Origin of the sequence: Aeromonas sp. 603079, assembly GCF_049172135.1 — a bacterium.
In the GTDB taxonomy this organism is placed as follows: Bacteria; Pseudomonadota; Gammaproteobacteria; order Enterobacterales; family Aeromonadaceae; genus Aeromonas; species Aeromonas veronii.
The window spans coordinates 26,021-52,579 of the sequence record NZ_JAAKPX010000029.1 but is presented as its reverse complement, the minus strand read 5'-3'; the positions used below and the strand labels follow the sequence as shown (position 1 = coordinate 52,579).

Sequence of the window (26,559 nt, the reverse complement as noted above, 5' to 3'; positions counted from 1 at the left end):
CGCTCTTTTCTTATCTCTGCGTGTCGTTTGCTGACGCAGATGATTTCAACAAAAGGAGCTTGCCATGCAACACAATCCCCGTTTTTTGGCGCTGGTTGACGGGATCCGCTCCCGCATCACCGAAACCGATGTTCACCAGATCAAGCGCTGGCAGGACGAAGGGCGCACGTTTCACCTGATCGACGTGCGGGAAGAGAGCGAGTGGGCCAAAGGCCATCTGCCCGGAGCCCAATATCTGGGTCGTGGAGTGATTGAGCGGGATATCGAGACCCTGTTCCCGGATCCCGAGACCACGCTCTATCTCTATTGTGGTGGCGGTTTTCGCTCCGTACTGGCGGCCGACAATTTGCAACAGATGGGTTATCGCAACGTAATCAGTGTTGACGGCGGTTTTCGCGGCTGGCTGGAGGCCGGATACCCTGTCGAATCCTGATTTATTTGATGGAGAGGGGCTCAGCTACATGACAAAGTGGCGGCTGACCTTTACCATATGCGGGGTCAAGCGTAAGCGTCGGAGTGTTCATTGAACGTCAGGAAAGGGATTGGATACCTCCTTGGTATCCTGTTGCTGCTACCCATGTGGGGTTGCAGCAGTAGCAGTCATGTCAACACCCCTAAGGTTCCCAAGGCGCAGCCTGCTTCACTGGTATTGGCGACCCCCCTGCAGGTCTCCTACCAAAGCGAGTTGGCGCTCGCCCGACTCGGGCAGATGCTGAGTGAAATGGAGTTGACCACGGAGCAACGGGCCGAGTTGTTCTATGAACGTGCCGTGGTGTTTGATCGCGTCGGCTTGCGTTCCCTTGCCCGTCTCGATTTCAACAGGGCCCTGCGGGAGAAACCGGATTTCGCTGAAGCCTACAACTTCATCGGTGTCTATCTGGTACAGCAGCAGAACTACGACGAAGCCTATGAGGCATTCGACTCAGCCCTCGAGCTGGCACCCGATTATGACTATGCCTACCTTAACCGCGGTATTGCCCTCTATTACGGTAATCGTCCCGAGCTGGCAGCGGCCGATATGAAGCGTTTCTACGAAGCGCAGCCGGAAGACCCTTATCGGGTGATCTGGCTCTATCTGGCCGAGCAGAAGCTCAATCCCGCTGCGGCCATGAGCCGGATGCGCGAGCGCCTCAACAAGTACGATGACGACGCCTGGAACTGGGATCTGGTTCGCCTCTATACCGGCGAGATCAACGCGTCCCAGCTGATGGGCAACGTGGTGAAAGGGGTGAAGGATAACCGGGAGCTGGCCGAGCGCCTGTGTGAAACCTATTTCTATCTGGGCAAGTTCGAGTTGGGCAAAGGCAACCGCAAGGAAGCCATCAGCTACTTCAAGCTGGCGCTCTCCAACAACGTCTATGACTTCATCGAGCACCGCTATGCTCTGCTCGAACTGGAGTTGATGGCGCGCAAACCCTTGCCGCCGGGTGCCCAGAGCAAAGGCGAACAGCCCTCCTGAATGGAGATGGCGATTACCCGGTGATAAAAAACCTCGATATGAGGCTAATGCCAGTCAGTAAAGCCTGACTGGCATTGTTTTTATCTGCTTTTTCACACCCACTCCCGTGGCTTGGCTCCATGTCACAGTGAGCTTCGTGTCGCTAATCCACACAACCCTACCAGTTTTTCCAACTCTGCCGCCCGCCTCTGAATAATGAACGGGCACATCTGATCCATGCAGCTCAACAGATGGATGGGGCCGACTCCGTGTGAAACCCGGTCGGCTCGTCGTATGCCTCCTGATATGGGTGATTCTCTTCCCTATCGCGGTGGGCGACTGGTTGACTATCGCTGCTCTTGTCCGATTCCTGCCGGACTGCCTCTCTCATAATGGGTGAGGCTGACGATAGGGAGTAAATATGCGTGCTGGCCCGTGCTTTTACACTCCGTTACATCTGCTCGTCCTGTGACCGCCCCATAATGGTCCTTGGTCTCCTAACCCTGTTCGATGGGAGGTGGATCAGTAGTCGATAAAGTGGAGATCACGAGCAATTTCCTGTCAGCACGGAGGCCTGGACGACGGATGTCACAGAGCGTATCAAACCAGGTGATCAGACGAATGCTGGGAGCCTGCCAGCAGCAGGGGGGCGATCCCGATGCCATTTTGATGGCGGGCGGCCTCACGTCGTTCGACATCGAGCGGGAGCTGGGCCGGCTGCCGGCCCACAGCCACTACCGGATGCTGCAACTGATGCAGCCCTATCTGGCCATTTTTCACGAAACCATCCTCTCCTACGACATCGGCCAGCTCTACCAGCACTATCCACCCCTCATCAGCCTGTGCCTGAACCAGCCATCACCGCGGGCGGCGCTAGAGATGCTGCTGGCCTATCGCCCCATCATCGGCAGTTGTGACGAGCTGCGGGTGCGGCGGGGGGCGCAGGCCAGCCAATACCTGTATGTCAATCAGGGGCCCGCCAGCCTGGGGGCGAGTCAGGCCATCCCCAACTTCATCATGCTCTACCGGATTTTGCGGGTCTATCTGGCGGATCCTCGGGTCTCGGTGGGCTTCACGGGGCGGCCGCCACCGCGCCATCAACTGCTGGACCAGTTCTTCGCCACTAGCTGCCGCTGGGAGCAGGGGGAAAACACCCTGACCATCGACAATGCCCAACTCGACTGCCCCAGCCACTGCTACAACGAGCCGCTGGGTCGTCTGCAACTGGCCCAGCTGGCGCAGATCTGCGCCGACATCGCCGAGCGGGCCCCCTTTGCCTGTCTGGTGGGGGAGCGGATCCGCCACAAGATCCGGGAAGGGGAGCTGGAGAGCAACGAGAGCCTGCTCAAGGAGGTGTGCGCGGCCATGAATGTCAGCCGCTGGACCCTGAATCGCAAATTGCAGGGGGAGGGGAGCAGTTTCTCGACCCTGCTGAGGGAAGCGAGGGTGAGCGAAGCCTGCCGCTTGCTGGGTGAGGGGGATCAACCGCTGCAGAGCATCAGCGATCGGGTCGGTTTCTCGTCCCAGAGCGCCTTCAACCGCTTCTTCAAGGCCAACACCCGGATGACGCCGCTGGCCTATCGCAACGCCCGCCAATAAAAACGGGACCGGTGCAAGGCCGGTCCCGTGGGCGGGTCATTGCTGGGCAATGTTCGGGCAAGGCCGGGCTGGGGGCCCGGCCGTGCCTGCCTTTGTTAGCGGGTGATGGTGGTGACGCTGGCGGGATCCACCCCGGTCGGCAGTGCCAGTGCCCCTGGCGTGGTGTTGCTCACCACGATCTCCTTGCTAACCGTGAAGCTGACCGGCGTGCTGGCGGAGACATCCGACGAGGGGCTGATGTAGGCGCTGTAGCGGCCCGGCTCCACGATCCACTGGTTGCTGGCCTCATCGAAGCTGGCGAGGATGCTGGCCGGAATGGTGAAGCTCAGCTGTTCGCTGGCCCCCGGTGCCAGCTGCGCCGTCTTGGCAAAGGCCTTGAGCTCGATGAGCGGTTTCTTCAGCTTGACCTCGGGGGCGGTCACATAGACCTGGGCCGCCTCCTTGCCTGCCATGGCGCCGGTATTGGTGATGGTGGCGGTCAGCACCAGGCTGCCGGTTGCACCATCGGCCAGGGTATTGCTGGCGATGGCGGGGCTGGTGTAGCTGAAGCTGGTGTAGGAGAGACCGAAGCCGAACGGGTAGGAGACCGCCTGCTCGAAGGTGCTGTAGTAGCGATAGCCCACGTAGATCCCCTCGTTGTAGTAGAGATCGTCCGGTTCGCCGTCCCCGTCGGTGTCCTCACCCGGGAAGGTGCCGGCGGAGGGAACGCTGGCGTAGCTGTGCGGGAAGCTCTGGGCCAGCTTGCCGCTCGGGTTGACCGCGCCGGAGAGCACGTCCGCCACCGCGTGGCCGGTCTCCTGGCCAGCCATGTAGGCCAGCAGGATGCCATCCACCTTGTCGCTCCACTGGGCGGTATCGATGACGCCGTTGACGTTGAGCACCACCACCACCTTCTTGCCCTGGGCGTGGAAGGCGCTGCTCACCGCGTCGATGAGGGCGCGCTCGTCATCGCCGAGCAGATAGTCCCCCTTGCCACTGCTGCGATCCGCCCCTTCTCCGGCCTGGCGGCCAATGCTGATGACGGCGGCTTGCTGGGTGGCGGCCGCATTGGCGATCAGGGCTGCCAGATCGCCGCTGATCGGTGCCTCGGCGCAGGTGTAGTAGCCCTTGGCGCCAAATTGCCCCTCGTGATAGACCTTGTTGTTCTCGTAAAAATCGCGGTAGTAACTCTGCAACGCCTCGTTGACCGGGAAGCGTGCCGCCAGTCCCTGCGCGATGGTGGTGGTGCTGGCGGCGTTCACATCCCCGCTGCCGGTGCCGCCCTTGTAGGTGTTGATCTGGTTGATGCCAAAACTGGCCAGGCTGCTGCTTGTCGCCAGCGGCAGGGCCGCGGCCTCGTTGCGCAGCAGCACCATGCTCTCGGCGCCGGCCTGACGGGCCAGTTTGGCGTGGGTGGTCAGATCCGGGCTGTTGCTGATGGCCAGCTGGTTGTAGGAGGGGCTCTTCATCACCTGGGTCAGGATGTGGATGGCGGCCTCGTTTACCTTGGCCTCGTCGAGATCGCCCTGCTCGATGGATTGTTGCAACTGCTCCTTGACGTTGCCCGGCTCGATCAAATCCTGCCCCGCCAGCACCTGCTTGTAGGCGTTGTTGGCCACGTCACCGGCAAACCAGTCGGACATCACCAGGCCGTCGAACTTCCACTCGCCACGCAGTAGGTCGGTTACCGCATCCCTGCGCTCGTTGACATAGGTGCCGTTGACCTTGTTGTAGGAGGTCATCACCGCCCAGGGCTGGGCCTCGTCCACCGCTATCTGGAAGCCGCGCAGGTAGATCTCGCGGAAGGTTCTCGGTTCGCCGATGTCGTTGATCTGGTTGCGGTTGCTCTCGGAGTTGTTGCCGAAGTAGTGCTTGATGGTGGTGCCCACCCCGTTGCTCTCCACCCCATTGACCATGGCGGCGCCGATTTTGCCGGTGAGCAGGGGGTCTTCCGAGTAGTACTCGAAGTTGCGGCCATTGAGGGGGTTGCGCTGGATGTTCATGCCCGGGGCCAGCAGGATGTCGACCCCGTACTGGCGCACCTCGTCCCCCATGGCTTCACCGACGGCCTTGACCAGCTTGACGTCCCAGCTGGAGGCGAGCAGCGAGCCGATGGGCCAGGCGGTGGCGTAGTAGCTGGCGCTGTCACCGTCGCGGTTGGCGTTGATCCGCACCCCGGCCGGCCCGTCGGCCAGTTTGAGGGCCGGAATGTCGATGCCGTCCGCGCTGCGCAGCACGCCGTTGATGTAACCGGCCACGCCGGGCACATCCTGCTTGACGTTGATGGCGCCGTTGGCACTGCCGTAACCGGGGCCGGAGAGCAGGTCCAGCTTCTCGCTCAGGGTCAGCCTGGCCACCATGGCCTCGGCTTGGCCGCGGTAATAGGCATCGTCCTTGACCAGGGGATCCGAATCATTCTGGTTGCAACCGACCAGCAGGCCGGCCAGCGCCAGGCTGACCCCCAGTGAAACCGCTTTCAATTTTGTGGTGATAGGCATAAGACGTCCTCGTAACTGTCTGAATAAAAATAAAAAGGAGATATCGACACCGGGTGCAAGGCATCCGCCCGGGCTGGGCCGCTCTGCTGGCGGCTGCCATTGGATATCGCAAGGAAGACCAAACGGGCCCGTGGGCAGGCGTTTGGCTGCCCGCAGGTTAACAAGCCGGGCGATGACCGCCTTGCCCCTGGGGAGCGAGAAATGTGCCGGCGGGAGCAAGGGGGCCGAGTTGTGAGCAAGGTCGCATCGAAAGGCGGTGCCAAACCAAGGGCTGAAAGTGACAAGAGGGGTGAAGGGCAGGGGAGATTGGGAAAACGGGTGACCTGATGGCCAATGACGCTGGCCGCGGGCAATACGCGAGGGGGCCGGCAGCCCCCTCGAAGATAAGCCAAAACGTCCGGGCAGTGGCCCGGAGCGGTTTACTTGGGCCGTTTGAGGGCCCCGGCGAGTTCAATCTGCACCTTGACCCCCTCCTGCTTGAGCGCCGTGGCGACGGCGTTCAGATCGGTGCCCGGCTTGGCCTCCAGCAGGGCGATGCCGCCGCTGCTCTGCTTGAAGCGCAGGCCGTGCCGGTTGGCCAGCGCGCTGGCCTGGTTGTCATCGGCCTCCACCAGCAGGGTTCCGCTGACGGTGAGCTCGGGGCTGGCCGCCCCCTGCATCAATACATCGCCGCGGCGCAGGCTCTGCTGCGGCACTTTGTCATCCAGACTGCGGGCTACGCGCTTCTTGCTGCCATTGTCGGGAATGAGGTAGGTCTGGCCGTTCACCTCTATGGTGCTGTACTGCTTGCCATCCATGGTGACGGATTCCTCGGCGCAGAGCTGTCCCGAGAGGGGGGCCAGCAGGGTTGCCAGAAGCAAGGTAACAGGTTTGTTCATGGTAATACTCCTAGCGTGTTAGCTGCGGTTGGCATCGTGACCCAAGACCCGCAGGGACCATGAGATCAGTTTGCCCGGTTGACGGTTGTTGCGCTCGGTCAGGGTGGTGCGCTCCTTGGTCTTGCGATTGAGCAGAGAGACCTGACGGGTATCGTTGGCAACGTCGGTTACCTCCAGTCGCCACTGGCCTTCGGCCGATTCACCGTAGAACTTGTGGGAGAGCAGGCGCATGTCACGCAATCCCTTGGTGCGCACAAAGCCCAGCTGCTGCTGGTCGAGAGATTGGCCGACCAGGCTGTTGAAGGGGCTCAGCAGGATGCTGCGGGTGCCGGCGGGGGAGACCAGTTCGATCAGAAGATCAGGCAGACGCTGGTGATCCAGGCTCACCATCACCTGAACCGCTTCGACCGTCAACGGTGTGGCAATGCGGGTCGTCGAGCTGGTCGGGCTGTTGCCCACATCCGGGATGGCAGCGGCACTGCCGGTGACATTGATCTTCTGCCACGGCAGCTGCACCAGCGGGGAGAGTGGCTGGTGATTGGCTGCCAGCTCAAGCGCCTTGTTGACGTCGATCAGACCAAAACCGTAAGTCGGGCTGAACCACATGCCGGCGGCATTGCGCTCCCACCCTTCCAGCCCTTTCACGTCGCGCACCTTGCCGGTGCTGCTGGTGTAGCTGACCATCACGGGTTGATGTTTGGCATCGACCCGGGTAGCGCTGCGCGCCAGCAGATCCCGAAAATCGCGTACTGACAGATCCGGGTAGGCGGACATCAGCAGTGCCATGGCGCCCGAGGTACTGGGGGTGGCGGAGGAGGTGCCGTTCATGACGCCGTTGTAGTCGCAACTGGCATCCAGCTGCGGGTTGCCGTGCAGCCGGTTGGTGCGGGGATCGTCGGTGCGGTTGTAGCCCATATCGCAGCCGGGGAGATCCGTGGTCACCATGGCGGGGGAATCGGTACCGTACTCGCCGCCGGTGGCGCTCAGGAAGATGTTGCTGCCGACGCTGGAGTAGGAGGATCTGACACCATCTGCGTTGAGCGCGCTTACCACCAGGTTCCAGAAGTTGCTGTTGGAGGGATCGAGGTTGCTGTTTTCAAACGGCAATTTGGGGCCATTGCCGGTGCGGTTAAGCACATAGCCGCCCGCCGCTATCTTGTTGAAGCCGTTGCCGGCGGCCTTGATATAGGCCGCGCCCTGCGCCTTGAGGGTCTGCTGTTCAAACAGACGATCAAGCTGGGATTGATCCAGAGAGTTGGCAGAGCGGGGATCCACCACACTCATGCCGTAGCTCTGGTTGAACACCCGGTTGTCGCGACTGGCATCGCTGTCGCCAAGGGCGTAGAGCCAATCCTTCTGCAACTGCTGGCTGTTGTCATCCAGCAGGTTGAATCCCTGCAGCTGGGCTCGCGGGGCTATCCCCTTGGTACCGATGGCGTTGTCTACCGCCGCAATAATGCCGGAGACCGAGGTGCCGTGGGCCGTATCCGGATCGGTCGGTGTCGGGTCATCGCTGCCGGTTACCACGTTTTTCGAACCCGGACGCACGTTCTCCGCCAGATCCGGGTGGGCGATGGCCAGACCATCATCCACCACGGCCACATTGACTCCCTGGCCCAGCACGCCGGTGCGATGAGCCCACCAGAGGTTGAGATCATTGCCCGCTATACCGCCACGGGCGCTGAATCCATCCTGGCCGCTGTTGAGCAGATACCACTGCTGATCCTGCAGGGGATTGGTACCTGGCAGGCAGCGCTCGGTGCTGCTGCGTCCGATATCCATGCCGCTCTCCTTGCCGGTGAGCGGCGCACAACCTTCATTTGCCTGAACGAGCGCACTGGGCAGGGTCGACAGCAATGCTGTGATCGCCAGTGCTAACGATGTTTGCTTCATTATTTTTTTAACTCCATCTTGGATCGCACCATCCTGAGTGCGACGGAAATCTATACACGGGTGGTAGGGGTTCAAAAAGAGCCATTTTCAAAAAACGCAATGAGGTTCAAAGAAATCCGATCTGATTTATGGTAGGTATTCCAATGACGCTGGTTATGTGTTTTATTGAGAATGGTTCTCACCGTTTGCTACTGATCTTTTTATCTGTAATTCACTCCTCTCGCGACTCTCCTTCGCCGCAGCCATCTCGATTCGGGGCAATCCCGAGGGGCGCTCGTGCGCTCTTGGAAATAAACGGCATGGTGGTGTGTGCCAATGTGAGTGCTGGTATGCGTTCGGGTGAGCCTGCAAGAGTGATAAGGTGGGGGTGGGTCAGTGGTTTATTGCTTGGCGGCGGTGGATGGCTCTGTTATGGTAACTTAAATAGCCGTTTGGATGGCTAGATTGCTGCGGTGTGAAGGGCGTTACTTCTGAGGGCGGCCCCGCCGCAGTCCCATAGCTTGATGCGTACCTGACTGGGAGTCCCTATGCCGTTTCGTTCCTTCTTATCTTCTCCTTTGACTGCTTCCTTGCGCGCCACTGCTGGCGCCAGCACCTTTATTGCCGCGATAGCGGTCGGGAGCCTCTCTTTTTCCGCGGTTGCCGCCGATGCGTCCTTGCCGACCAAACAGGAGATTGTGATTGGTACTACGGTGGGGGATTTTGCCGACATGGTGACCGACTCCATCAAGCCGCAGCTGGAGGCCAAGGGGTATAAGGTCAAGCTGGTGGAGTTCACCGACTATGTGACCCCCAATATTGCTCTGGCTGACGGATCACTGGATGTGAACTGCTTCCAGCACAAACCTTATCTGGAGAGTTTTGCCAGAGATCGCGGCTTGTCGCTGGCACCCATTACCCAGGTGCCAACCGGTCCGATGGGGCTCTACTCCGGCAAGCTGGCAGCACTCGACAAAGTGAAAAAGGGGAGCACGGTGGCCATCCCCAACGATCCCACCAATCAGGCGCGGGCGCTGTTGATGCTGCAGGATCTTGGTTGGCTCACTCTCAAGGAGGGGATAAACCCGCTAAAAGCGAGCGAGTTTGATGTGGTGAACAATCCGCACAATCTCAAGCTGGTACTGCTGGAGGCGGCGCAGTTGCCCCGCTCGCGCGAGGATGTGGACTTCTCGGTGATCAACGGTAATTTTGCTGCCTCCAGCGGTATCCCGTTCAGTGAAGGACTGTTTCTGGAGCGCAGCTACGATTTTATCAACTGGGTGGTGGTGAAAAGCGCAGATGCGGAGCAGCCGTTTGCCAAAGATGTGGCGGCGGCCTACAACTCGGCGGCTTTCAAAGCCTATGCAGCCAAGCGTTTCGTCGGCTACAAGTACCCGCAAGGGTGGGGTGGCTAACTGTCGTGAACGTGGCCCGGCTATACAACGAAAAACGCCCCGAATTCGGGGCGTTTTTTATGGTAGCAAGCCATTAACGGGCGCTTCACTGGTTGCGATAGAAGCGGTTCAGCTCGTTCATCACCTGGATCATGGCGCCCATATCCGGGGTGCCGTGCTTGATCGGGCGATAGCTGTTGCGCTCCAGCAGTTCGAAGTCACCCTGCTTGTTGAAGTGGGTGATGGTGTCCCCTTCATAGATGGCGAAGTCGTTCTGATCCCCGGCCAGCAGCCAGTTGCGCGGGTTGGTATCAAACAGCGAGCGGCCAACGCTGTAATCGCGCGCCGGATTGCGCACGCCCAGCATCCCCTGCATCAGGGTCGGCGCCAGATCGAAATGGCTGCTTGGTTGTTCCCGAACGTCACTGCCGCGCCCCGGCCAGGCCAGTACCAGTGGTACCTGCACCTGATAGGGTGAGTAGTTGCTGCCTGCGCCCCAGCTGTTGCTGCGGGTGTCGTTGAACTCCTGACCATGGTTGGAGGTGATCACGACGATGGTGTTGCTGTCCATCCCCTGCGACTGCAATTTGGTCAGCATCTGCTCAAGCAACTGGTCGGTATAGAAGACCGAGTTCTTGTAGCGGTTCTCCAGTTTTTGCAGGTTCTCCGCCCGATAGGCGGTCGCCGGATTGAAGTTGGCGAGCTCCGGTTGGAACGGCCCCTTCATGGTGGCGGGCAACTGGTAGTCGCCGGGGCTCGAGAGATAGACCAGCGAGAACCAGGGACGCTCGGGAGAGCGCTTCTCCAGCCACTGCTGCCAGTCGGTCAGCAGCTTGCCATCGTCACTCTGCTCGGAGACAAACACCTGTTTGCGCAGACCGGCGAGGATGCTCTTGCGATACTTCTGGGCATCTTCCATCGCGCCGAATAGCCCGAACTGGTAATCCTGGCGCAGCATCTCGTCGAACAGCACCGGCGGACGCTTGTCGCTGCTGATGTCCTTGTAGTAGTGGCCGGGCAACCCGTAGAAGAGGCTGAACATGCCCATAAGGTCATCGTTGCCACCACTCAGGTGATTGCGGAACGTCAGATGCTGATCCGCATAGCGCTGCAGATTGGGCATGTTGATGTTGTTGAGCATGTCAAAACGCAATGAGTCGACCACCACAATAAGCAGATTGTTGTGAGTCAGGGGGGCGTTGACGTTGAGCGGGCGCAGCGGATAGTGCATCCGGCTGTCGCTGTTATCCCCCTGGGAAGCAGCCTGCTTCTCGTATTGATCCAGATCCAGCCAGCCATGTTTGGCCAGGAAGGAGCGGGCCGTCATGGGGTAGGAGAGGGGGAAGTTGGCTCTCTGCATGGTGATCGGCTGATAGAGGGTCGCATCCGCCCAGCTGTTGACCACGTGGGTCAGAATAAAGCAGATCAGCAGGGCCAGCCCCACCTGATTGCCGTACTGGCGGCGCTTGCGCTTGTTGATCTTGCGCCAGACATAGGCCGACAGCAGCAGTTGCAGCAGGAAGATGGTGGGCACGGCAACGAAGATGATGCTCCAGATTGAGCCCTCTTCGGTTTGCGCCTGATCCAGCAGCAACTGCCATACCTGACTGTTGAGGTGGAACTTGAACAGCCGGAATACCTGGGTGTCGATCAGCAGCAGCACCAGCGCCAGGGTAGCGATGATGGCCGAGATGAACCGCAACGACTTCTCCTTGGGCAGCACGAAGCTTAGCGGGAAGATCGTCAACAGGTAGGTGACAAAACTCAGAAACGAGAAGTGGCCAATCCAGCTTACAACGAGATAGATCACGCCAAGCGTGGTCGATGGCCAGCTGATGGCACCCAGATAACGGGTGGCAATGAGCATGGCCAGAATAATGTTGAAGAAGGAGAACCAATGCCCCCAGGTGATCAGGCGAGAGACATTATCACGATAGGGGTTACCGGTTTCGACCATAGTGATCCATCTGCGTTGAGAAACGTCAAATCAACAGAGTCGGGGACTCAGTGTGCGTCGTGGCGATTATTGACCGATGCGGTCAGGGCCTGGACAAACTTTTCAGTGATGGCCTGGCGCTGGGCCGGTGCCATACCGTTGATGATATTGGTGGTCAGATTGCCAAGCACCATAAGGCTGAGATCCACCGGCGCTTTATGCTTTTCCAGCGCGGTGATCAGGTCGTTCATCAGGGCGTCAAATTGCTCGTTATTGTACTTTGATACGATAGGCATAATCTTCAGTTCATCTCGGTTCAAAGCGCCTTATAATACTTCACCCTTTCGGCTAACACTATGGCTTTGTGACATGAGTCTCGATATCGACAAGATCATTCTTCACTCCTTGCGCCAGGGCGGCGATGGTCAACCTCACGCCGATACCCGCAGCCAGCTTCTGCCTGCTGACGAGGCAGTACAGGGGCTGATGGCGGAGCTGCACCGCATTTACAATGGCAAGGGGGGCAAGGGCTTTGGCTTTTTTGCAGACCCCGAGGCCGCTGTCGCCGAGCTGGCGGACGGTGAAGAGGCCCCCAAACAGCCTTCTCCCCTGTTTCGCATTGCGCTGGAAAAACTGCTCGACGAGCAGCTCGAATTTGTCCCCTTCTCGGTGGAGATGACCCAGCTGCTGGTCAGGCAACTGGTGGAACATGCCCTCGACGAGCAGGGGGTACTGCTGTTTGCCAAGTACAACTATGTGGGGGTTGATTACCTGATGATCGCTCTGCTGGAAGGCAAGGAGAGCGTCACCGTCAGCGAAGCGCTGGAATTGCGCCATATCCAGTATCTGGATATCGGCAAACTCAATCTGGTGGCCCGCATCGATTTGACCGAATGGAAAACCCAACCTGATTCGCGCCGCTATATCACCTTCAGCAAGGGGCGCATTGGCCGCAAACTGGGCGACTTCTTTATGGATCTGCTGGGGGCCCGCGAGGGGATGGATGCCAAGGTGCAAAATAAAGGCTTGCTGCAGGCGGTAGAAGATTATTGCGACAGTCGCCAGCTCGAACCGACCGAGCGCAATGACTATAAAAAGCAGGTCTTCAAATATTGCACCGAGCAGGCGAGCGCCGGTGAAGAGATCGAAATCAAGGAGCTGTCAGCGGAATTGCCCGGCGATGGCGATCTCGATTTTTACAGCTTTATCGGTCAGGAGTATGAGCTGGAAGAGCGTTTCCCGGCTGATCGCTCTACCCTGCGCGGCTTGACCAAGTTTGTCGGCTCCGGCGGCGGCCTGACTTTGAGCTTTGAGCAGAAACTGTTGAACAGCCGGGTGTTTTATGACCCGCAGACCGATACCCTGACCATCAAGGGGGTGCCGCCCAATCTCAAGGATCAGCTGCTGCGCCAGTCATAATGTGATCCGGCCTTCATTTTTGGCAAAAAGACACCGCAGTTCGCTGCGGTGTCTTTTTATTTAATGGGGCAGGGGGTAGCGAAAGCAACTCGGTGCTTTGTTAACAAATTAAACAGAATTATCCATGTGAAAGGGTTTTCAATGAGGTGAAAACCCTTTCATTCATGTCTTTTTATTTCTATTTGGTAATTTAATTTCTTGTGTTGGCGAGAAATATGCCAATAAATGGCGCTAACCCCCTGAAATAAGAAAATGTTTTCAAAACTTTCTGGAAGGAAATACGTAATTGCATTTCAAAAATGCGAGTTGCGTCATGTGAGCCGTTTGCCGCTTGGGATAATATTCATCTCGCACACAATGCTCTTACAGCGCGGAACTAATACAAGGAAAGGCTCATGAAAAAGAAATTGCTGTCATCCCTGATCGGTCTGGCCACTCTTGGCGTCGCTTGCTCTGCTACTGCTGCCATCGATGAAGGCCAGCTGACCATCTGGATCAACGGTGACAAGGGATACAACGGTCTGGCTGAAGTGGGTAAGAAGTTTGAAGCAGAAACCGGCATCAAGGTTACTGTGGCTCACCCGGATCAGGTTGAAGTGAAATTCCAGCAAGCCGCCGCCACTGGCAACGGCCCGGACATCTTCTTCTGGGCTCACGACCGTTACGGTGAGTGGGTCAAAGCCGGTTTGCTGGTTCCGGTAACGCCGAACGCTGCCACCAAAGGCAAATTTGAACAGCTGGCATGGGATGCCATGACTGTTGATGGCAAAACCTATGGCTACCCGGTTGCCATGGAAGCAGTCAGCCTGATTTATAACAAGGACCTGCTGCCCGAGCCGCCGAAAACCTTCGAAGAGATCGCCAAGATTGACGAGACTCTGAAGAAAAACGGCAAGCGCGCCATCATGTGGGCTTATGACACCCCGTACTTCAGCTATCCGCTGGTGGCTGCCAACGGTGGTTACGCCTTCAAGAAAACCGCTACCGGTTATGACGTCAAAGATACCGGCGTGAACAACGCAGGTGCCAAGATGGGCGTGGGCTACATCTCCGAGATGATCAAGTCCGGTCACCTGGAAAAAGGCATCGACTACGGTGTGATGGACGCCAAGTTCAACAAGGGCGAAGTGGCCATGATGATCAATGGTCCCTGGGCCTGGAGCAACCTGGACAAGAGCGGCATCAAGTACGGTGTAGCGCCGCTGCCGACCCTGAACGGCAAGCCGGCCAAAGCCTTCGTTGGCGTACTGGGTGCCACCATCAACGCTGCCAGCCCGAACAAGGATCTGGCTATCGAGTTCCTGGAAAACTACCTGCTGACCGATGCCGGTCTGGCGCCGGTTAACGCCGACAAGCCGCTGGGTGCCGTTGCGCTGAAATCCTTCCAGAAGACCCTGGAATCCGATCCGCACATCAAGGCCACCATGCTGAACGCCCAGGCTGGCGAGCCGATGCCATCCGTTCCCGAGATGAGCCGTTTCTGGTCTTCCTTCGAAACTGCCCTCAAGAACGTGACCTCCGGTCGTCAGGGTGTTGACGAAGCTCTGGATACCGCTGCCAAGCGTATCGTTCAGTAAGCACGCACTACCCGGGAGGCCGTCATGGCCTCCCACTCTCTCAAATCTCTCTTGGCGTTATAAAGGTTAATTGGCATGGAAGTAGTACCTTCTGTTGAGTCCTATGCCGGTCCGAAGGATAAGCACACCTGGCTTAAGTGGACCATAGCGGCCCTGGTTGCCATCCTCAACGGCTACGCAGCCGTGATGATGTACGCCAGTGGCGAGTGGGTATTCGCGCTGCTGGATCTGGTGGTGGTTTCCGTCGGTCTGTATGTCTTCATGAACAAGAAGACCTATGCCCATCGCTACATCTTTCCGGGTGTTGCGGGCATGGTTGTGTTTATCATCTTCCCTCTTGCCTACACCATTGGCATTGCCTTCACCAACTATTCGGGGTCCAACTTGCTCTCCGTGGAGCAGGCGCGGGACTACCACCTGAAGAAAACCTACAAGGTGGCGGGCGGTGAATTCGATTTTACCCTGCTGGGTGGCGACAACGGCCAGTTCCAGCTGCTGCTGACACAGGATGATCAATCCTTTATCAGCCAACCTGTTTCCCTGATGACCAACAAGGCCCGTGAGCTGGCGTCCCGCGAGGGCCGTGTGCAGAACACCCAGCAAGTGGTCGAGCTGCAGCCCTTCACCGGCGAAGCGGCCAGCAAGGCCGCACCGATCCGCGCCATTGTTGAGCATCGTACTCACCTGAGTGACCTTGATCTGGTGCTGCCGGATGGCGGTACCCACCTGACCCTGAGCAGCCTGCGCAAGTTTGCCGCCCAGAAGCAGCACTACACCCGTCTGATGGATGGTGCCGTGCTCAAGTCCGGCGTGGTGATCAAAGACAGCAACCTGCTGCGTGATACCCAGAATGGCGAGCTGATGCTGCCCAATGGCGAGACCGGCTTCTATCAGTACATCGACGAACAGGGTCAGTTTGTCGGCAAGGGGATTGCTCCGGGCTTTGTGGTGAGCGTCGGTTGGAAGAACTTCGCGCGCATCGTCACCGATCCGGGCATCCAGTCACCCTTCCTGCAGATCTTCATCTGGACCGTGATCTTCTCAACCTGCTCCGTCGCTTTCACCCTGGCTATCGGCATGGTGCTGGCCTGTCTGGTGCAGTGGGAAGAGCTCAAGGGGCGCGGTTTCTATCGGGTCATGTTGATCCTGCCCTATGCGATCCCGGCGTTTATCTCCATCCTGGTGTTCAAGGGGTTGTTCAACCAGAACTTCGGTGAGATCAACATGTTCCTGGAAGCGGCATTTGGCATCAAACCGGACTGGTATACCAACCCCTTCCTGGCCAAGGTGATGATCCTGATTGTCAACACCTGGCTCGGCTACCCCTACATGATGATCCTCTGCATGGGCCTGCTCAAAGCCATTCCGGAAGATCTCTATGAAGCGTCCGCCATGGACGGTGCCGGCCCGGTACAGAACTTCTTCAAGATCACCGTGCCGCTGCTGATGAAGCCGCTGACACCGCTGTTGATTGCCTCGTTCGCCTTCAACTTCAACAACTTCGTGCTTATCCAGTTGTTGACCAACGGTGCGCCCGACATCATCGGCGCCAGCACCCCGGCCGGTACCACCGACTTGCTGGTGAGTTATACCTACCGGATTGCGTTCCAGGGATCGGGTGGTCAGGACTACGGTCTGGCCAGTGCCATCGCCACAGCCATCTTCCTCATCGTAGGTGCGCTGGCGCTGCTCAACCTGAAATTGTCCAAAGCCGACAAGCAGCTGTAAGGAGGCTTCAACATGGCAATCGTACAACCCAAATCAGTCAAATACCGGGTGTGGGCAACCCACCTGGTCATGTGGGGCTTCCTGGCGTTGATCATCTTCCCGTTGATCATGGTTATCGCCATCTCGTTCCGTAACGGTAACTTCGCGGTAGGGGAGATCATCCCCTCCAATCCGACGCTGGATCACTGGAAGCTGGCGCTGGGCATGTCCATCACCAACGCCGACGGCAGCATCATGCCGCCGCCGTTCCCGGTGCTGACCTGGTTGTGGAACTCCATCAAGATCGCCGGCATCACTGCCCTGATGATCGTGACGCTCTCCACCACCTGTGCTTACGCCTTTGCCCGCCTGCGTTTTCGTGGCAAGTCCACCATCCTGCAGGGTATGCTGATTTTCCAGATGTTCCCGGCAGTGCTGGCACTGGTAGCCATCTACGCGCTCTTTAACAAGATTGGTGACTATATTCCCTGGCTGGGTCTCAACACCCACGGTGGCCTGATCCTGGCGTACATGGGGGGGATTGCCCTGCACGTCTGGACCATCAAGGGCTACTTCGAGACCATCGACTCCTCCCTGGAGGAGGCGGCGGCCATCGACGGGGCGACCCCGTGGCAGGCATTCCGTCTGATCCTGTTGCCCCTGTCGGTGCCCATCCTGGCGGTAGTGTTTATTCTGGCCTTTATCGGCTCCATTACCGAGGTGCCCATGGCCTCCATCCTGCTGCAGGATGTGAACAATCTGACCCTGGCGGTCGGGGCCCAGCAGTACCTCTATCCGCAGAACTATCTGTGGGGTGATTTCGCGGCGGCCGCAGTGCTCTCCGGTTTCCCCATCACTGTGGTCTTCCTGTTGGCACAGCGCTGGTTGGTTGGCGGTCTGACTGCTGGTGGTGTGAAAGGTTAAGTTTATGGCCGGGGGAGCTGACTCCCCCCGCTATCACGATTTGCAAAGATTCAAGAGCGGAGCTCGTCATGGCTGAAGTAGTACTCAACAACGTTCGCAAAAATTACGATCCGGCTGTTCACAAGGACACCCTGCGCAACATCAACCTCTCCATCAAGGAAGGGGAGTTCATTGTCTTCGTCGGCCCGTCCGGCTGTGGCAAATCCACCCTGCTGCGGATGATCGCGGGTCTGGAAGACATCACCAGCGGTGAGCTGACCATCGGCGGTCGCTACATGAACGACGTGCCGCCGGTAGAGCGCAACGTCGGCATGGTGTTCCAGTCCTACGCCCTTTATCCGCACATGAACATCTACGAGAACATGGCCTTTGGTCTGAAGCTCAAGAAGATGGACAAAGAGAACATCCACAAGCGGGTGATGCGCGCCGCCGAGATCCTGGGTCTCGAGCCGCTGCTGGACAGAAAGCCCAAGGCGCTCTCCGGTGGTCAGCGTCAGCGGGTCGCCATCGGTCGCTCCATCGTGCAGCAGCCGCAGGTGTTCCTGTTTGACGAACCGCTCTCCAACCTGGATGCCGCGCTGCGGGTCAAGATGCGGATCGAGATCGCCAAGCTTCACAAAGAGCTTAACTCCACCATCATCTACGTGACCCACGATCAGGTGGAAGCGATGACCCTGGCCGACAAGATTGTTGTGCTGAGCCCGCTCAAGGCGGAAGCTGCCACCAACCTGGAACAGTTCGGTTCACCGCTGGATCTCTACCACAACCCGGACAACAAGTTCGTGGCGGGCTTTATCGGCTCTCCCAAGATGAACTTCCTGGCGGGCGAGTTGCTGGAGATTGGCGAGCAGGAGTGCCTTGTCAAGTTGACCTCTGGCGATACCGTGCGTGCCCGGGTCGATGCCCGCAGTGGCGCTGTGGGTGACAAGGTGGAGCTGGGCATTCGCCCCGAGCATCTGATGCCGCTGGATCACCCCCATGCACACAGCAAGGTGAGCGGGATCGTGCAGGTGGCCGAGCACCTGGGCGCCGAGTCATTCGTTTATATGGATGTGGATGGTCACGATTTTACCGTCAAGGCCACCTCGGATGTGGATGTGGCGACCGGTCAGACCTACAGCGTGGGTATTCCGGCCGAAGCCTGCTATCTGTTCGATGCCAAGGAGCAGGCGTTCCCCCGTACCGCCAAATATATCCGTACCTGATTTTTGTTGTGCTGGTTTTCCTTTCTTAATAATCAATGCCTTTTTGCCGGTCGTCAGACCGGCTTTTTATTGCCTGCGATTTGAACATGCAGATAGGCAAGGTAACCCGGTTCAAGCCTCGAGTTCGGCGGTAATATCGGGTACAAAGGTTTGGCTGGCCAGCGGCGGGCGTTCATACCCTTCGGTCTTGATGGGGGGGAGCTTGATAGGCTCGTAGTGGATCGCCTCGTAGGGCACCTTGCTCAGCAGATGTGCAATGCAGTTGAGGCGGGCACGGCGTTTGTCATCTGCCTCCACCACGAACCAGGGACAATCCTCGGTGTCGGTGTAGGTGAACATGTCATCCTTGGCGCGGGAGTATTCCACCCAGCGCGAGCGGGACTGCAAATCCATCGGGCTGAATTTCCAGCGCTTGATGGGGGTGTTGATCCGCTCTTTAAAGCGCTTCTCCTGCTCCTCGTCACTGACCGAGAACCAGTATTTGATCAAGGTGATGCCGGAGCGGATCAGCATCCGCTCAAACTCGGGGCAGGCGCGCAGAAACTCGCGATACTCGGCGTCGCTGCAAAATCCCATCACCCGCTCGACTCCGGCCCGGTTGTACCAGGAGCGGTCAAACAGCACCATCTCGCCAGCGGCGGGCAGGTGGGCCACATAACGCTGAAAGTACCACTGGGAGCGTTCCCGATCGGAGGGGGCGGGCAGCGCCGTGACCCGGCAGACCCGGGGGTTGAGCGGCTCGGTGATCGCCTTGATGACGCCCCCTTTACCCGCGGCGTCCCGTCCCTCGAACAGTACCACTACCTTCAATCCCTCCTGCTTGACCCACTCCTGCAGCTTGACCAGCTCCTCCTGCAGATGGGCAAGGTGGTGCTCGTAGCACTTCTTGTCCAGACGTGGCCGCTTCTTGCTCTTCTCCTTCGCCATGGGCTTCTCCTTTTGGCATCCTTTCATGGGTGACTTCTTTGAGTCACTGCCAGCTTGCACCAGGGAGGCGTCACCTGCCAAGGGGAGACGTGATACACTGCCCGCCCATCGCTGGCAACAGGAGATAACATGAAGCATTTTATGGAGATAGCGGGCCGCCGGATGGCCTATCTGGACGAAGGGCAAGGGCCGGTACTGCTGTTTGGCCACAGCTATCTGTGGGACAGCGCCATGTGGGCGCCGCAAATCGAGGCGCTCAAGGGCAGCTATCGCTGCATCGTTCCCGAGCTGTGGGGCCACGGTGATTCCGACCTGCTTCCGGAAGGCGCCTGCACGCTGGCAACCCTGGCGCGGGATCACCTGGCGCTGCTCGATGCCCTCGGGGTCGACGAGTTCGTGCTGGTGGGCCTCTCCATCGGCGGCATGTGGGGTGTGGAGCTGGCGCGCATGGCACCAGCTCGCCTCAAGGGGCTGGTGCTGATGGACAGCTTCGTTGGCCTGGAACCGCAGATCACCTGCGAGCGCTACCTCGGCATGCTGGCGATGATCGAGCAGCTCGGCACCGTGCCGGCGCCCATCATCGAACAGGTGGCGCCTATCTTCTTTGCGAACCAGCCCGATGCCGACTTGCTGGCCGATTTCAAGGCGCGTCTGGCCGCCTGGCCAAACGAGAAGATTGCCGCCATGGTAGCGGTGGGCCGCAGCTTTGTGACCCGCGAAGATCGTATCGAGTGGCTGGAGGAGATCACCACTCCCGCGCTGGTGATGACCGGCTGCGAGGACAAGGCGCGTCCGGTGCTGGAGGGCTATCTGATGGCCGAGGTGCTGGGTTGCCCGTTCAGGGAGATCCCGATGGCTGGCCACATCTCGTCGCTGGAAAATCCGGCCTTCATCAATCAGCAGCTGACCGAGTTTCTGGCGGCGTTGTAAGCCTGAATTGGCAGCTTGAGCAGGCTGTACGACCAGCTTGATGGTCGTGGAAAAGGGAGCCGATGGCTCCCTTTTGTTTGGTCGTGTCTCACGGTTCAAGATTCATAACTGTTACCAGATATAGCCCAGCGCAAAACCCGCATAGAGCTCGCCGTCGTGCTGGACGATGGGGCTGTTTTTGATGTCCCGATCATACCATTCGTAGTTCATGGCAAACATGCCAATCCAGTTGGGGCTGAAGCGGTAACTGGTGATGAGGGCCGTCATCGGGGAGAGGGTGGTACCGGTATCCCAGGCGGGCCGCTGGGCGGTTGCCTCGCTCTCGGAGATGCCGCCGAAGTAGTAGTTGGCCATCTTGTCGCTGCGCAGCATCAGCCCCATCCCCGGCATGATCAGCAGGTTGTCACGCAGGATGGGGAAATCGGCCCACAGCAGCAGCTCCTGTCCCTTGCTGCGGCCGGTGACATCGCTGTTGGCACGCACGGTCAGCAGGGCGTAGGGGGTGATGATGTTGCCACCGATCCCGCCTTCCAGCTGCCATTTTCGCTGCTCCATGCCAGTAAAGGCCGGAGAGTCCTCGGGATCCAGATTGCCAAAACGGACCCGGCCATAGCCGTAGAGGGCCACGTTCTCATCCTTGTGGAAGTAATAGCGGGCCCGATCTCCCAGAAACATAAAGTCGTCGCCGAAGTAGATAAAGCCCGGGATGGCGTAGAGGGCGTTGTCCTGCGCTTCATAACGGGCCTGTCCCCCGATGAGCGCCGCACCGGCGACAAAGCCCTGTGGCACCGGGCTGGTAGGGCTGTCGCTGGTGAGCAGATCCATGGCGCCAAGATCGATATCGGCACGCGCTGGCATGGCGGCAGCGAGGAGCAGGGCCGTTAGCCCTGCCGCTCTGATTTGACGGAAAAATATCATGGACACTCCGTTGTCACGATTGCAGGGGAAGCAGGTTATTTTGCGGCACTGGGCATCTCTTCGCGTTTTGGCCAGGCATTGAGCACCGCCTTGACCAGGGTGGCGAGGGGAATGGCGAAGAAGACTCCCCAGAATCCCCACAAGCCGCCGAAGACCAGCACGGCGATGATGATGGCCACCGGATGGAGGTTGACCGCTTCCGAGAAGAGCACAGGTACCAGCAGGTTGCCATCGAGGGCCTGAATGACCAGATAGGCCACCATCAGCCAGGCGAATTCGGGGGTGAGCCCCCACTGGAACAGGGCGACCATGGCTACCGGTACGGTCACCACGGCGGCGCCGATATAGGGGATCAGCACAGAGAAGCCGACCGCGACCGCCAGCAGCACAGAGTAGCGCAATCCCATCAGCGCAAAGGGGATATAAGTGGCAATCCCGACGATCAGGATCTCGATCACCTTGCCGCGGATGTAGTTGATGATCTGGTTGTTCATCTCCACCCACACCCGGTTGACCAGGGTGCGGTTGCGCGGCAGAAAGCGGCGCAGGCTGCCCATCAGTACCCGCTTGTCTTTGAGCATAAAGAAGACCATCAGCGGTACCAGAATGAGGTAGATCATGATGGCAACCACATTGACCAGCGAGCTGAGGGAGGCGCTCACCAGATGCTCGCCGCCACTGAGGATACGCTGGCGAATATTATCGATGACGGTCTCCACCAGACTGACGTCGATGAGCTCGGGGTAGCGGTCGGGCAGGGTGCGCACATAATCCTGAGCGTGGGTCAGCATGGCGGGCGCCTCTTTGGCCAGATTGATCCCCTGACTCACCAGCGTCGGGATAAGACCCAGCAAGGAGGCCACAGCCACCGCAATAAAGAGGATCAGGATGATGCTGGTGGCCAGGGTGCGCGACAGCCCCGCTTTTTGCAGCCGGGCGACCGGCCACTCCAGCAGGTAGGCCATTACCAGTGCCACCAGCAGGGGGGCCAGCAGATCGCCAAACAGCCAGATGATGGCAAAGCAGAACACCAGCAACAGGAACAGGGTAACGGCATCGGGATCGGAAAAACGGGTCTGATACCAGTGCTTCAATACTTCTAACATGACGGCATCCTTACATCACTGGGGCTCAAGATGGCTGTTTCGCCCCGACAACCAACTGCAAAGAGAGGGTATTGTCCGCTTCTTGCTGCATCTCGACATGGTGGCCCTGACGGTGCAGATAGGCCGGAATATCCTGCCGGGAGCCCGCATCGGCCAGCCGGATGGTGACGGTTTGACCGCTTTTGGCCTCCCTTAACCAGAGCTTGAGCCGGATCAGCGGCTCGGGGCAACGCCAGGGGGTCAGGTCGAGAACTTCCATGGGGGCTCCATCAGGCAGGTGGCCGCTATTATGGCCGTGATAAGAGCGTGAAACAACGCTTGTAGCCCTTGATGGGCAAGGGTATTCTGCCGAGGCCCTTTCTGATGGAGATAGAGATAACGTGGCACGCTTTTCCCCCCTGATGGCATCGCTTCCCCTGCTGGCTTCCCTGATGGGCGCCACGTTTCATGCCGAGGCCAACAATCAGCTTCCCGACATCGGCACGGCCGGGGTGGCGGCCCTGCCCATCGAGCAGGAAGTGCGTTACGGCAACGCTTTTATGCGCTTTGCTCGTGCGGGTTTGCCGATCATCGATGATCCGGTGCTGAGCCAGTACATTGACGATCTGGGTCAGCGACTGCTGACCAACGCCGATGGGGTGCGTTTCCCGTTTACCTTCTTCCTCATCAATGATCCCAGCATCAACGCGGCCGCTTTCCTCGGCGGGCGAGTCAAGGTGCACACCGGCCTCTTCCTCTACGCCGACAGCGAGAGCGAGCTGGCCTCGGTACTGGCCCACGAAATCACCCATGTGACTCAGCGCCATATCGCCCGTTACATGGAGGCGCAGGCGAGCAGCTCGGCGGTGACCCTGGCCGGTCTGGTGGGCTCCATCGCGCTGGCGGTGATCAACCCGACCGCCGGGATCGCTGCGTTGCAGACCACGCTGGGTCTCTCCATGCAGTCTGCCATCAACTACACCCGCGACAACGAATACGAAGCGGACCGGATCGGCATGAAGACCCTCTATGATGCCGGTTTCGATCCCATGGGGATGGCCAACTTCTTCCAGAAACTGGCTGCCGAATACCGTTACGCCAGCAAGCCGCCGGAAATGCTGCTCACTCACCCGCTGCCGGAGACCCGGATCAGCGAGGCCCGCGCTCGGGCGGGCAGCTATGGCCGCCGCGACTTGCCGCCCAGCCTCGACTTCTGGCTGGCCAAGGTGCGGATTCAGGTGCGTTTTGGTACCGATACCCCGCAGGGGCTGCTGAGCTACTTCGATAGCCGGATCCAGAAGGGGGATTACCCGCTCAAGGATGCCGCCATCTATGGCAAGGCGCTGGCGCTGATCCAGCTCAAGCGTACCGACGAGGCGGATACCCTGATGCAGGAGCTGGCGGCCCGTCATCCGGAAGATCTCTTTATCGTCGATGCCCAGACCGACATCGATCTGGCCAAGGGGCGCAGTGCCCAGGCCATCGCGCGCCTCGAGAAGTTCCGCAGCCGGATGCCGGATAACGAAGTGGTGGTAGTCAACCTCGGCAACGCCTACCTCGAGAGCGGCAACTACAAGAAATCCATCGCTATCCTTGACCCCTATGCCCGTGCCCATGAGGAGAACAATCTGGCCTGGAACCTGCTGGCTGATGCCTATCGCAAGGCAGGCAGAATGACCGAGCTGCATATGGCGCGGGCCGAGATGCTCTCGCTGCGCGGGGATTATCAGGCAGCCATCGACGAACTGATCGTGGCGCGCGGTACCACCAGCGACCGGATGACTCTGGCTCGTCTGGAGGCGCGCATCACCGAGCTGGAGCGGGCCAAGAAGGATCTCGACAGCCTCAAGGGCTAACGAAACTGGCATTGGCCAAGCAAATAAGGGCGCACTATGGTGCGCCCTTGTTGTTTATGGCGGTGGCGTGATGTACATGACGGTGATTGCAGCGATGGGCTAGTGACGCATGCTGCTGGCGGTCGCCTTGAGCATCTCGATCTGCTGCTGGTCGAGCTCGCCGACCAGCGTCTTCTTGAGCTTGCCCTCGCTATCAAGCAGATAGCTGGTGGGCAGGCCGCTTGGGTGAGGGAAGGGGAGGCTGGCATCTTCATTGGCAATAAGGAGCGGCACCTTGATGTGATACTGCGCAGCCAGCTTGTCCAGCTCTGCTGGCGTGGTCGGGTCGTAGTTGATGGCCACCACTGTGATCTGGCCTTCTGCCGCCAGCCCGTTGAGGCGCGGCATCTCCCGCAGGCAGGGGGCGCACCAGGGGGCGAAGTAGTTGACCAGCAGCGGCTTGCCGGCAAAGTGGCGCAGGCTGACCGACTGCCCTGTTGCATCGGTAAATTCGGGGGCGGGTGTGCAGGCGCCCAGCAGGCCCGCCACAATCAGCCAACAAATTCGTTTCAATTCCTTTCCACTGCCGCTTACCCTGACCATCACTTTCCCCTACAATAGCGCCGTTTCTAATCCCATCTTGCGATTAATCAGGGAGTTACCATGAGCGAGACCCAAATCTACCACAATCCGCGCTGCTCCAAGAGTCGCGAAACCCTGGCCCTGCTGGAACAGCACGGGATCGCCCCTGATGTGGTGCTCTATCTGGAGCAGGCCCCGAGCGAAGATGAGATCCGCAACCTGCTCTCTCTGCTCGGTTTTAGCGATCCCCGCCAGCTGATGCGCACCAAGGAAGAGCTCTACAAGGATCTGGGATTGGCCGATGTCAGCGGTGATGCCCTTATTCGCGCCATGCACCAGCATCCCAAGCTGATCGAGCGCCCCATTGTCATCAAGAATGGTCAGGCCCGCATTGGTCGCCCGCCGGAGCAGGTGCTGGAGATCCTCAAGTGAGCACCCGCTTCGCACGTCTGCTGACTCTGGTCGGCTTCTTTGGTCTGCTGGGCTGGGTCATCCTCTGGCATCTGTGGCTGTCGCCCCATCCGGACCTCAATCCCTGGCTGCTGCCGGTGATCTGGACGGTGCCGCTGCTCTTCCCTCTCAAGGGGATAGTGCAGGGCAACCCCTACACCCACGCCTGGGGCAACTTCGTATTGATGCCCTATTTCCTCCACGCCCTCACCCTGATCACCACGGATGAGGGGGAGCGGTGGCTGGCGGTGGTGGAGCTGGTCTTCACCACTCTCGCCTTTGTCGGCACCATCTATTACGCCCGACTGCGTGGTCGGGAGCTGGGCTTAAGCATTCGCAAAAAGAAAGACGAAGCCAACTGATGACAAATGCCCCGCAAGGGGCGTTTTTTATGGGGAAGCTGCTTTATCCAGAGGGATCACTGTGCCCCTTGGGCTGCCCGATATTGGGCCAGCTGCTGCTGGCTAAAGTCCATCAGCGCGGGATAGAAGCGCAAAAACCCCGCCTTGCCTGTTTGCCACTGCGATTCATCGAGGGTCAGTAGCGCCTCTCCCAGTTGTACCGGGCGGCGCAGCCGGCGGCCAATACCATTGAGGGCCTGCGCCAGCCCCTCCTTGCGCTGATAGGAGGCGATCCAGTTCTGCTCGGCCATCCGTTTGAGGGGAAGTGGCAGTCCGTCCGGCAGGCGTGGGTGATCCGCCAATAGCTGCTCATAACTGCGTTGCAGGAAGCGGGGTAGGGGCTCGGTACTGAACAGCTCCCAGTGCAGGCTCAGCCAATGGTCGTAGATCATATCCACCACTATGCCGCCAAAGCGGCGCCAGGGGGCCTCGAAACTGGCGACGGTCGCCTTGTGCTCGGGGTGGCTGTCGGTGAAAGCGTCAATTTTGCCGGTGCAGCCAGATCCCCTCATCGAAGTGGGCGGCAAGCCCCGTGGGCAGCGTGCCTTTGACAAAATCACCGAGCAGGTTGCCGGTGAGGGAGCTTCGGGTGTGGGCAGCCAGATGGAGATGGGCCAGAAAATTCATCGGTCGCTGTGGGTCTGTTATGGGATGGCAAGGTGCTTCGAGCCTAACGGATCCCGCCCGCCTTGACCATGATCGGGATTTTGCTACTGCCCGGCGGCTGCCTCTTGCCGGGCAAAATTCGGGCATGCTAAGGTGATGCCATCTTTGTCACAGGACGCGACAAACCACCATGATGCGCAAAGCCAGAGGCTTTTTTCTGGCCTTCTACTTCAAGCCTTTCTATCTCTCCGAGTGGTTCGACGAATAGAGCGAACCTCTGGAGCAGTTCACTGACGCCCGCTTGGGCGTGATCTCGCTCATCCAGATTTTGCCGCTTTTGGTCATCGCATGCATTCGCCTGCGGTGCCTTGTCCGCGCCTGTGCGCTTTTTATGTAATG

23 protein-coding genes and 1 pseudogene are annotated in these 26,559 nt (G+C 59.1%); 13 read left to right on the top strand and 11 right to left on the bottom strand.

All coding sequences use genetic code 11. The features are described 5' to 3' along the window. Positions 1-64 precede the first annotated feature (64 nt). The 3 genes from G5287_RS18925 to G5287_RS18915 all read left to right on the top strand — a co-directional run bounded on the left by G5287_RS18925 (position 65) and on the right by G5287_RS18915 (position 3,037). Positions 65-433, top strand: coding sequence for a rhodanese-like domain-containing protein (locus tag G5287_RS18925; RefSeq protein ID WP_005344690.1), 369 nt, complete (start codon positions 65-67; stop codon positions 431-433). 90 nt (positions 434-523) lie between these two features. Further along, positions 524-1,459, top strand: a complete 936-nt coding sequence (gene nlpI / locus G5287_RS18920) for a lipoprotein NlpI (protein ID WP_005344691.1) — start codon at positions 524-526, stop codon at positions 1,457-1,459. 600 nt (positions 1,460-2,059) lie between these two features. Next, a complete protein-coding gene (locus tag G5287_RS18915) occupies positions 2,060-3,037 on the top strand; it encodes a helix-turn-helix domain-containing protein (RefSeq protein ID WP_421231725.1) in 978 nt (325 codons plus the stop codon). Positions 3,038-3,132: 95 nt separating this feature from the next. Here the strand turns inward: G5287_RS18915 and G5287_RS18910 are convergent, their stop codons facing one another. The 3 genes from G5287_RS18910 to G5287_RS18900 form a co-directional block, all read right to left on the bottom strand. Further along, a complete protein-coding gene (locus G5287_RS18910) occupies positions 3,133-5,514 on the bottom strand; it encodes a beta-glucosidase (RefSeq protein WP_421231724.1) in 2,382 nt (793 codons plus the stop codon). Between the two features lie 419 nt (positions 5,515-5,933). Beyond that, entirely contained in the window at positions 5,934-6,392 is a 459-nt protein-coding gene (locus tag G5287_RS18905; protein WP_421231723.1) for a serine protease chaperone, read from the bottom strand. A gap of 18 nt (positions 6,393-6,410) precedes the next feature. Then, positions 6,411-8,285 carry a S8 family serine peptidase gene (locus G5287_RS18900; RefSeq protein WP_421231722.1) on the bottom strand — a complete coding sequence of 625 codons (1,875 nt, stop codon included), beginning with the start codon at positions 8,283-8,285 and terminating at the stop codon, positions 6,411-6,413. Between the two features lie 527 nt (positions 8,286-8,812). Here G5287_RS18900 and G5287_RS18895 point away from each other — a divergent pair. Further along, the gene (locus G5287_RS18895) at positions 8,813-9,679 is read left to right on the top strand and encodes a MetQ/NlpA family ABC transporter substrate-binding protein (protein WP_421231721.1); all 867 of its coding nucleotides are present in this window, start codon (positions 8,813-8,815) and stop codon (positions 9,677-9,679) included. A gap of 85 nt (positions 9,680-9,764) precedes the next feature. Here G5287_RS18895 and G5287_RS18890 read toward each other — a convergent pair whose 3' ends face one another. Together G5287_RS18890 and G5287_RS18885 are read right to left on the bottom strand one after the other, a co-directional pair. Beyond that, on the bottom strand, positions 9,765-11,615 hold the full coding sequence (locus G5287_RS18890; RefSeq protein ID WP_421231720.1) for a DUF3413 domain-containing protein: 1,851 nt from the start codon (positions 11,613-11,615) through the stop codon (positions 9,765-9,767). Positions 11,616-11,662: 47 nt separating this feature from the next. After that, positions 11,663-11,890, bottom strand: a complete 228-nt coding sequence (locus G5287_RS18885; protein WP_421231719.1) for a DUF1414 domain-containing protein — start codon at positions 11,888-11,890, stop codon at positions 11,663-11,665. Positions 11,891-11,963: 73 nt separating this feature from the next. Between G5287_RS18885 and yejK the strand changes: the two genes are divergently transcribed. The 5 genes from yejK to G5287_RS18860 all read left to right on the top strand — a co-directional run bounded on the left by yejK (position 11,964) and on the right by G5287_RS18860 (position 18,426). Further along, the gene (gene yejK, locus G5287_RS18880; RefSeq protein ID WP_227342459.1) at positions 11,964-13,013 is read left to right on the top strand and encodes a nucleoid-associated protein YejK; all 1,050 of its coding nucleotides are present in this window, start codon (positions 11,964-11,966) and stop codon (positions 13,011-13,013) included. Between the two features lie 395 nt (positions 13,014-13,408). Further along, positions 13,409-14,590 carry a maltose/maltodextrin ABC transporter substrate-binding protein MalE gene (gene malE, locus G5287_RS18875; RefSeq protein WP_005333871.1) on the top strand — a complete coding sequence of 394 codons (1,182 nt, stop codon included), beginning with the start codon at positions 13,409-13,411 and terminating at the stop codon, positions 14,588-14,590. Between the two features lie 75 nt (positions 14,591-14,665). After that, complete coding sequence (gene malF / locus G5287_RS18870) at positions 14,666-16,318, top strand: maltose ABC transporter permease MalF (RefSeq protein ID WP_005333870.1); 1,653 nt, start codon at positions 14,666-14,668, stop codon at positions 16,316-16,318. Between the two features lie 12 nt (positions 16,319-16,330). After that, positions 16,331-17,221 (top strand): maltose ABC transporter permease MalG, encoded by an 891-nt coding sequence (malG, locus tag G5287_RS18865; RefSeq protein ID WP_421231718.1) that lies wholly within the window; start codon positions 16,331-16,333, stop codon positions 17,219-17,221. A gap of 68 nt (positions 17,222-17,289) precedes the next feature. Continuing rightward, positions 17,290-18,426, top strand: a complete 1,137-nt coding sequence (locus tag G5287_RS18860; protein WP_005333867.1) for an ABC transporter ATP-binding protein — start codon at positions 17,290-17,292, stop codon at positions 18,424-18,426. 111 nt (positions 18,427-18,537) lie between these two features. Here the strand turns inward: G5287_RS18860 and ppk2 are convergent, their stop codons facing one another. Then, positions 18,538-19,353, bottom strand: a complete 816-nt coding sequence (gene ppk2, locus G5287_RS18855; RefSeq protein ID WP_005361444.1) for a polyphosphate kinase 2 — start codon at positions 19,351-19,353, stop codon at positions 18,538-18,540. A gap of 129 nt (positions 19,354-19,482) precedes the next feature. Here ppk2 and G5287_RS18850 point away from each other — a divergent pair, with 129 nt between their 5' ends. Then, positions 19,483-20,283 carry an alpha/beta fold hydrolase gene (locus tag G5287_RS18850; RefSeq protein WP_421231717.1) on the top strand — a complete coding sequence of 267 codons (801 nt, stop codon included), beginning with the start codon at positions 19,483-19,485 and terminating at the stop codon, positions 20,281-20,283. Positions 20,284-20,394: 111 nt separating this feature from the next. On the opposite strand, the gene G5287_RS18845 is transcribed toward G5287_RS18850, so the two are convergent. The 3 genes from G5287_RS18845 to G5287_RS18835 are packed head-to-tail and all read right to left on the bottom strand — an operon-like array spanning position 20,395 to position 22,566. Beyond that, positions 20,395-21,201, bottom strand: coding sequence for a MipA/OmpV family protein (locus G5287_RS18845; protein ID WP_421231716.1), 807 nt, complete (start codon positions 21,199-21,201; stop codon positions 20,395-20,397). 35 nt (positions 21,202-21,236) lie between these two features. Next, positions 21,237-22,307, bottom strand: coding sequence for an AI-2E family transporter (locus G5287_RS18840; RefSeq protein WP_421231715.1), 1,071 nt, complete (start codon positions 22,305-22,307; stop codon positions 21,237-21,239). Between the two features lie 25 nt (positions 22,308-22,332). Next, positions 22,333-22,566 carry a sulfurtransferase TusA family protein gene (locus G5287_RS18835; protein ID WP_421231714.1) on the bottom strand — a complete coding sequence of 78 codons (234 nt, stop codon included), beginning with the start codon at positions 22,564-22,566 and terminating at the stop codon, positions 22,333-22,335. A gap of 121 nt (positions 22,567-22,687) precedes the next feature. Between G5287_RS18835 and G5287_RS18830 the strand changes: the two genes are divergently transcribed. Continuing rightward, positions 22,688-24,142 carry a M48 family metalloprotease gene (locus G5287_RS18830; RefSeq protein WP_410170593.1) on the top strand — a complete coding sequence of 485 codons (1,455 nt, stop codon included), beginning with the start codon at positions 22,688-22,690 and terminating at the stop codon, positions 24,140-24,142. Between the two features lie 99 nt (positions 24,143-24,241). Here the strand turns inward: G5287_RS18830 and G5287_RS18825 are convergent, their stop codons facing one another. After that, positions 24,242-24,724, bottom strand: coding sequence for a TlpA family protein disulfide reductase (locus tag G5287_RS18825; RefSeq protein ID WP_421231713.1), 483 nt, complete (start codon positions 24,722-24,724; stop codon positions 24,242-24,244). Positions 24,725-24,784: 60 nt separating this feature from the next. Here G5287_RS18825 and arsC point away from each other — a divergent pair, with 60 nt between their 5' ends. Next, positions 24,785-25,135: an arsenate reductase (glutaredoxin) gene (gene arsC / locus G5287_RS18820; protein ID WP_374837408.1), complete on the top strand. Its 351-nt coding sequence runs from the start codon at positions 24,785-24,787 to the stop codon at positions 25,133-25,135. Next, positions 25,132-25,515: a DUF2069 domain-containing protein gene (locus G5287_RS18815; RefSeq protein ID WP_019445364.1), complete on the top strand. Its 384-nt coding sequence runs from the start codon at positions 25,132-25,134 to the stop codon at positions 25,513-25,515. Before arsC ends, G5287_RS18815 begins: the two co-directional genes overlap by 4 nt. Positions 25,516-25,571: 56 nt before the next feature. On the opposite strand, the pseudogene G5287_RS18810 reads toward G5287_RS18815, so the two are convergent. Next, positions 25,572-26,181: pseudogene (locus tag G5287_RS18810) on the bottom strand (ACP phosphodiesterase). Positions 26,182-26,559: the final 378 nt, after the last annotated feature.

Excerpts from the sequence above, each read along its gene's own strand:
- yejK (WP_227342459.1), top strand. The coding sequence starts at position 11,964 with ATGAGTCTCGATATCGACAAGATCATTCTTCACTCCTTGCGCCAGGGC.
- G5287_RS18895 (WP_421231721.1), top strand. The coding sequence starts at position 8,813 with ATGCCGTTTCGTTCCTTCTTATCTTCTCCTTTGACTGCTTCCTTGCGC.
- G5287_RS18925 (WP_005344690.1), top strand. The coding sequence starts at position 65 with ATGCAACACAATCCCCGTTTTTTGGCGCTGGTTGACGGGATCCGCTCC.
- malE (WP_005333871.1), top strand. The coding sequence starts at position 13,409 with ATGAAAAAGAAATTGCTGTCATCCCTGATCGGTCTGGCCACTCTTGGC.
- G5287_RS18910 (WP_421231724.1), bottom strand. The coding sequence starts at position 5,514 with ATGCCTATCACCACAAAATTGAAAGCGGTTTCACTGGGGGTCAGCCTG.
- ppk2 (WP_005361444.1), bottom strand. The coding sequence starts at position 19,353 with ATGGCGAAGGAGAAGAGCAAGAAGCGGCCACGTCTGGACAAGAAGTGC.
- malF (WP_005333870.1), top strand. The coding sequence starts at position 14,666 with ATGGAAGTAGTACCTTCTGTTGAGTCCTATGCCGGTCCGAAGGATAAG.
- G5287_RS18845 (WP_421231716.1), bottom strand. The coding sequence starts at position 21,201 with ATGATATTTTTCCGTCAAATCAGAGCGGCAGGGCTAACGGCCCTGCTC.
- G5287_RS18825 (WP_421231713.1), bottom strand. The coding sequence starts at position 24,724 with ATGGTCAGGGTAAGCGGCAGTGGAAAGGAATTGAAACGAATTTGTTGG.
- G5287_RS18915 (WP_421231725.1), top strand. The coding sequence starts at position 2,060 with ATGCTGGGAGCCTGCCAGCAGCAGGGGGGCGATCCCGATGCCATTTTG.
- G5287_RS18885 (WP_421231719.1), bottom strand. The coding sequence starts at position 11,890 with ATGCCTATCGTATCAAAGTACAATAACGAGCAATTTGACGCCCTGATG.
- G5287_RS18905 (WP_421231723.1), bottom strand. The coding sequence starts at position 6,392 with ATGAACAAACCTGTTACCTTGCTTCTGGCAACCCTGCTGGCCCCCCTC.
- malG (WP_421231718.1), top strand. The coding sequence starts at position 16,331 with ATGGCAATCGTACAACCCAAATCAGTCAAATACCGGGTGTGGGCAACC.
- G5287_RS18900 (WP_421231722.1), bottom strand. The coding sequence starts at position 8,285 with ATGAAGCAAACATCGTTAGCACTGGCGATCACAGCATTGCTGTCGACC.
- G5287_RS18890 (WP_421231720.1), bottom strand. The coding sequence starts at position 11,615 with ATGGTCGAAACCGGTAACCCCTATCGTGATAATGTCTCTCGCCTGATC.
- arsC (WP_374837408.1), top strand. The coding sequence starts at position 24,785 with ATGAGCGAGACCCAAATCTACCACAATCCGCGCTGCTCCAAGAGTCGC.
- G5287_RS18860 (WP_005333867.1), top strand. The coding sequence starts at position 17,290 with ATGGCTGAAGTAGTACTCAACAACGTTCGCAAAAATTACGATCCGGCT.
- G5287_RS18835 (WP_421231714.1), bottom strand. The coding sequence starts at position 22,566 with ATGGAAGTTCTCGACCTGACCCCCTGGCGTTGCCCCGAGCCGCTGATC.
- G5287_RS18840 (WP_421231715.1), bottom strand. The coding sequence starts at position 22,307 with ATGTTAGAAGTATTGAAGCACTGGTATCAGACCCGTTTTTCCGATCCC.
- G5287_RS18850 (WP_421231717.1), top strand. The coding sequence starts at position 19,483 with ATGAAGCATTTTATGGAGATAGCGGGCCGCCGGATGGCCTATCTGGAC.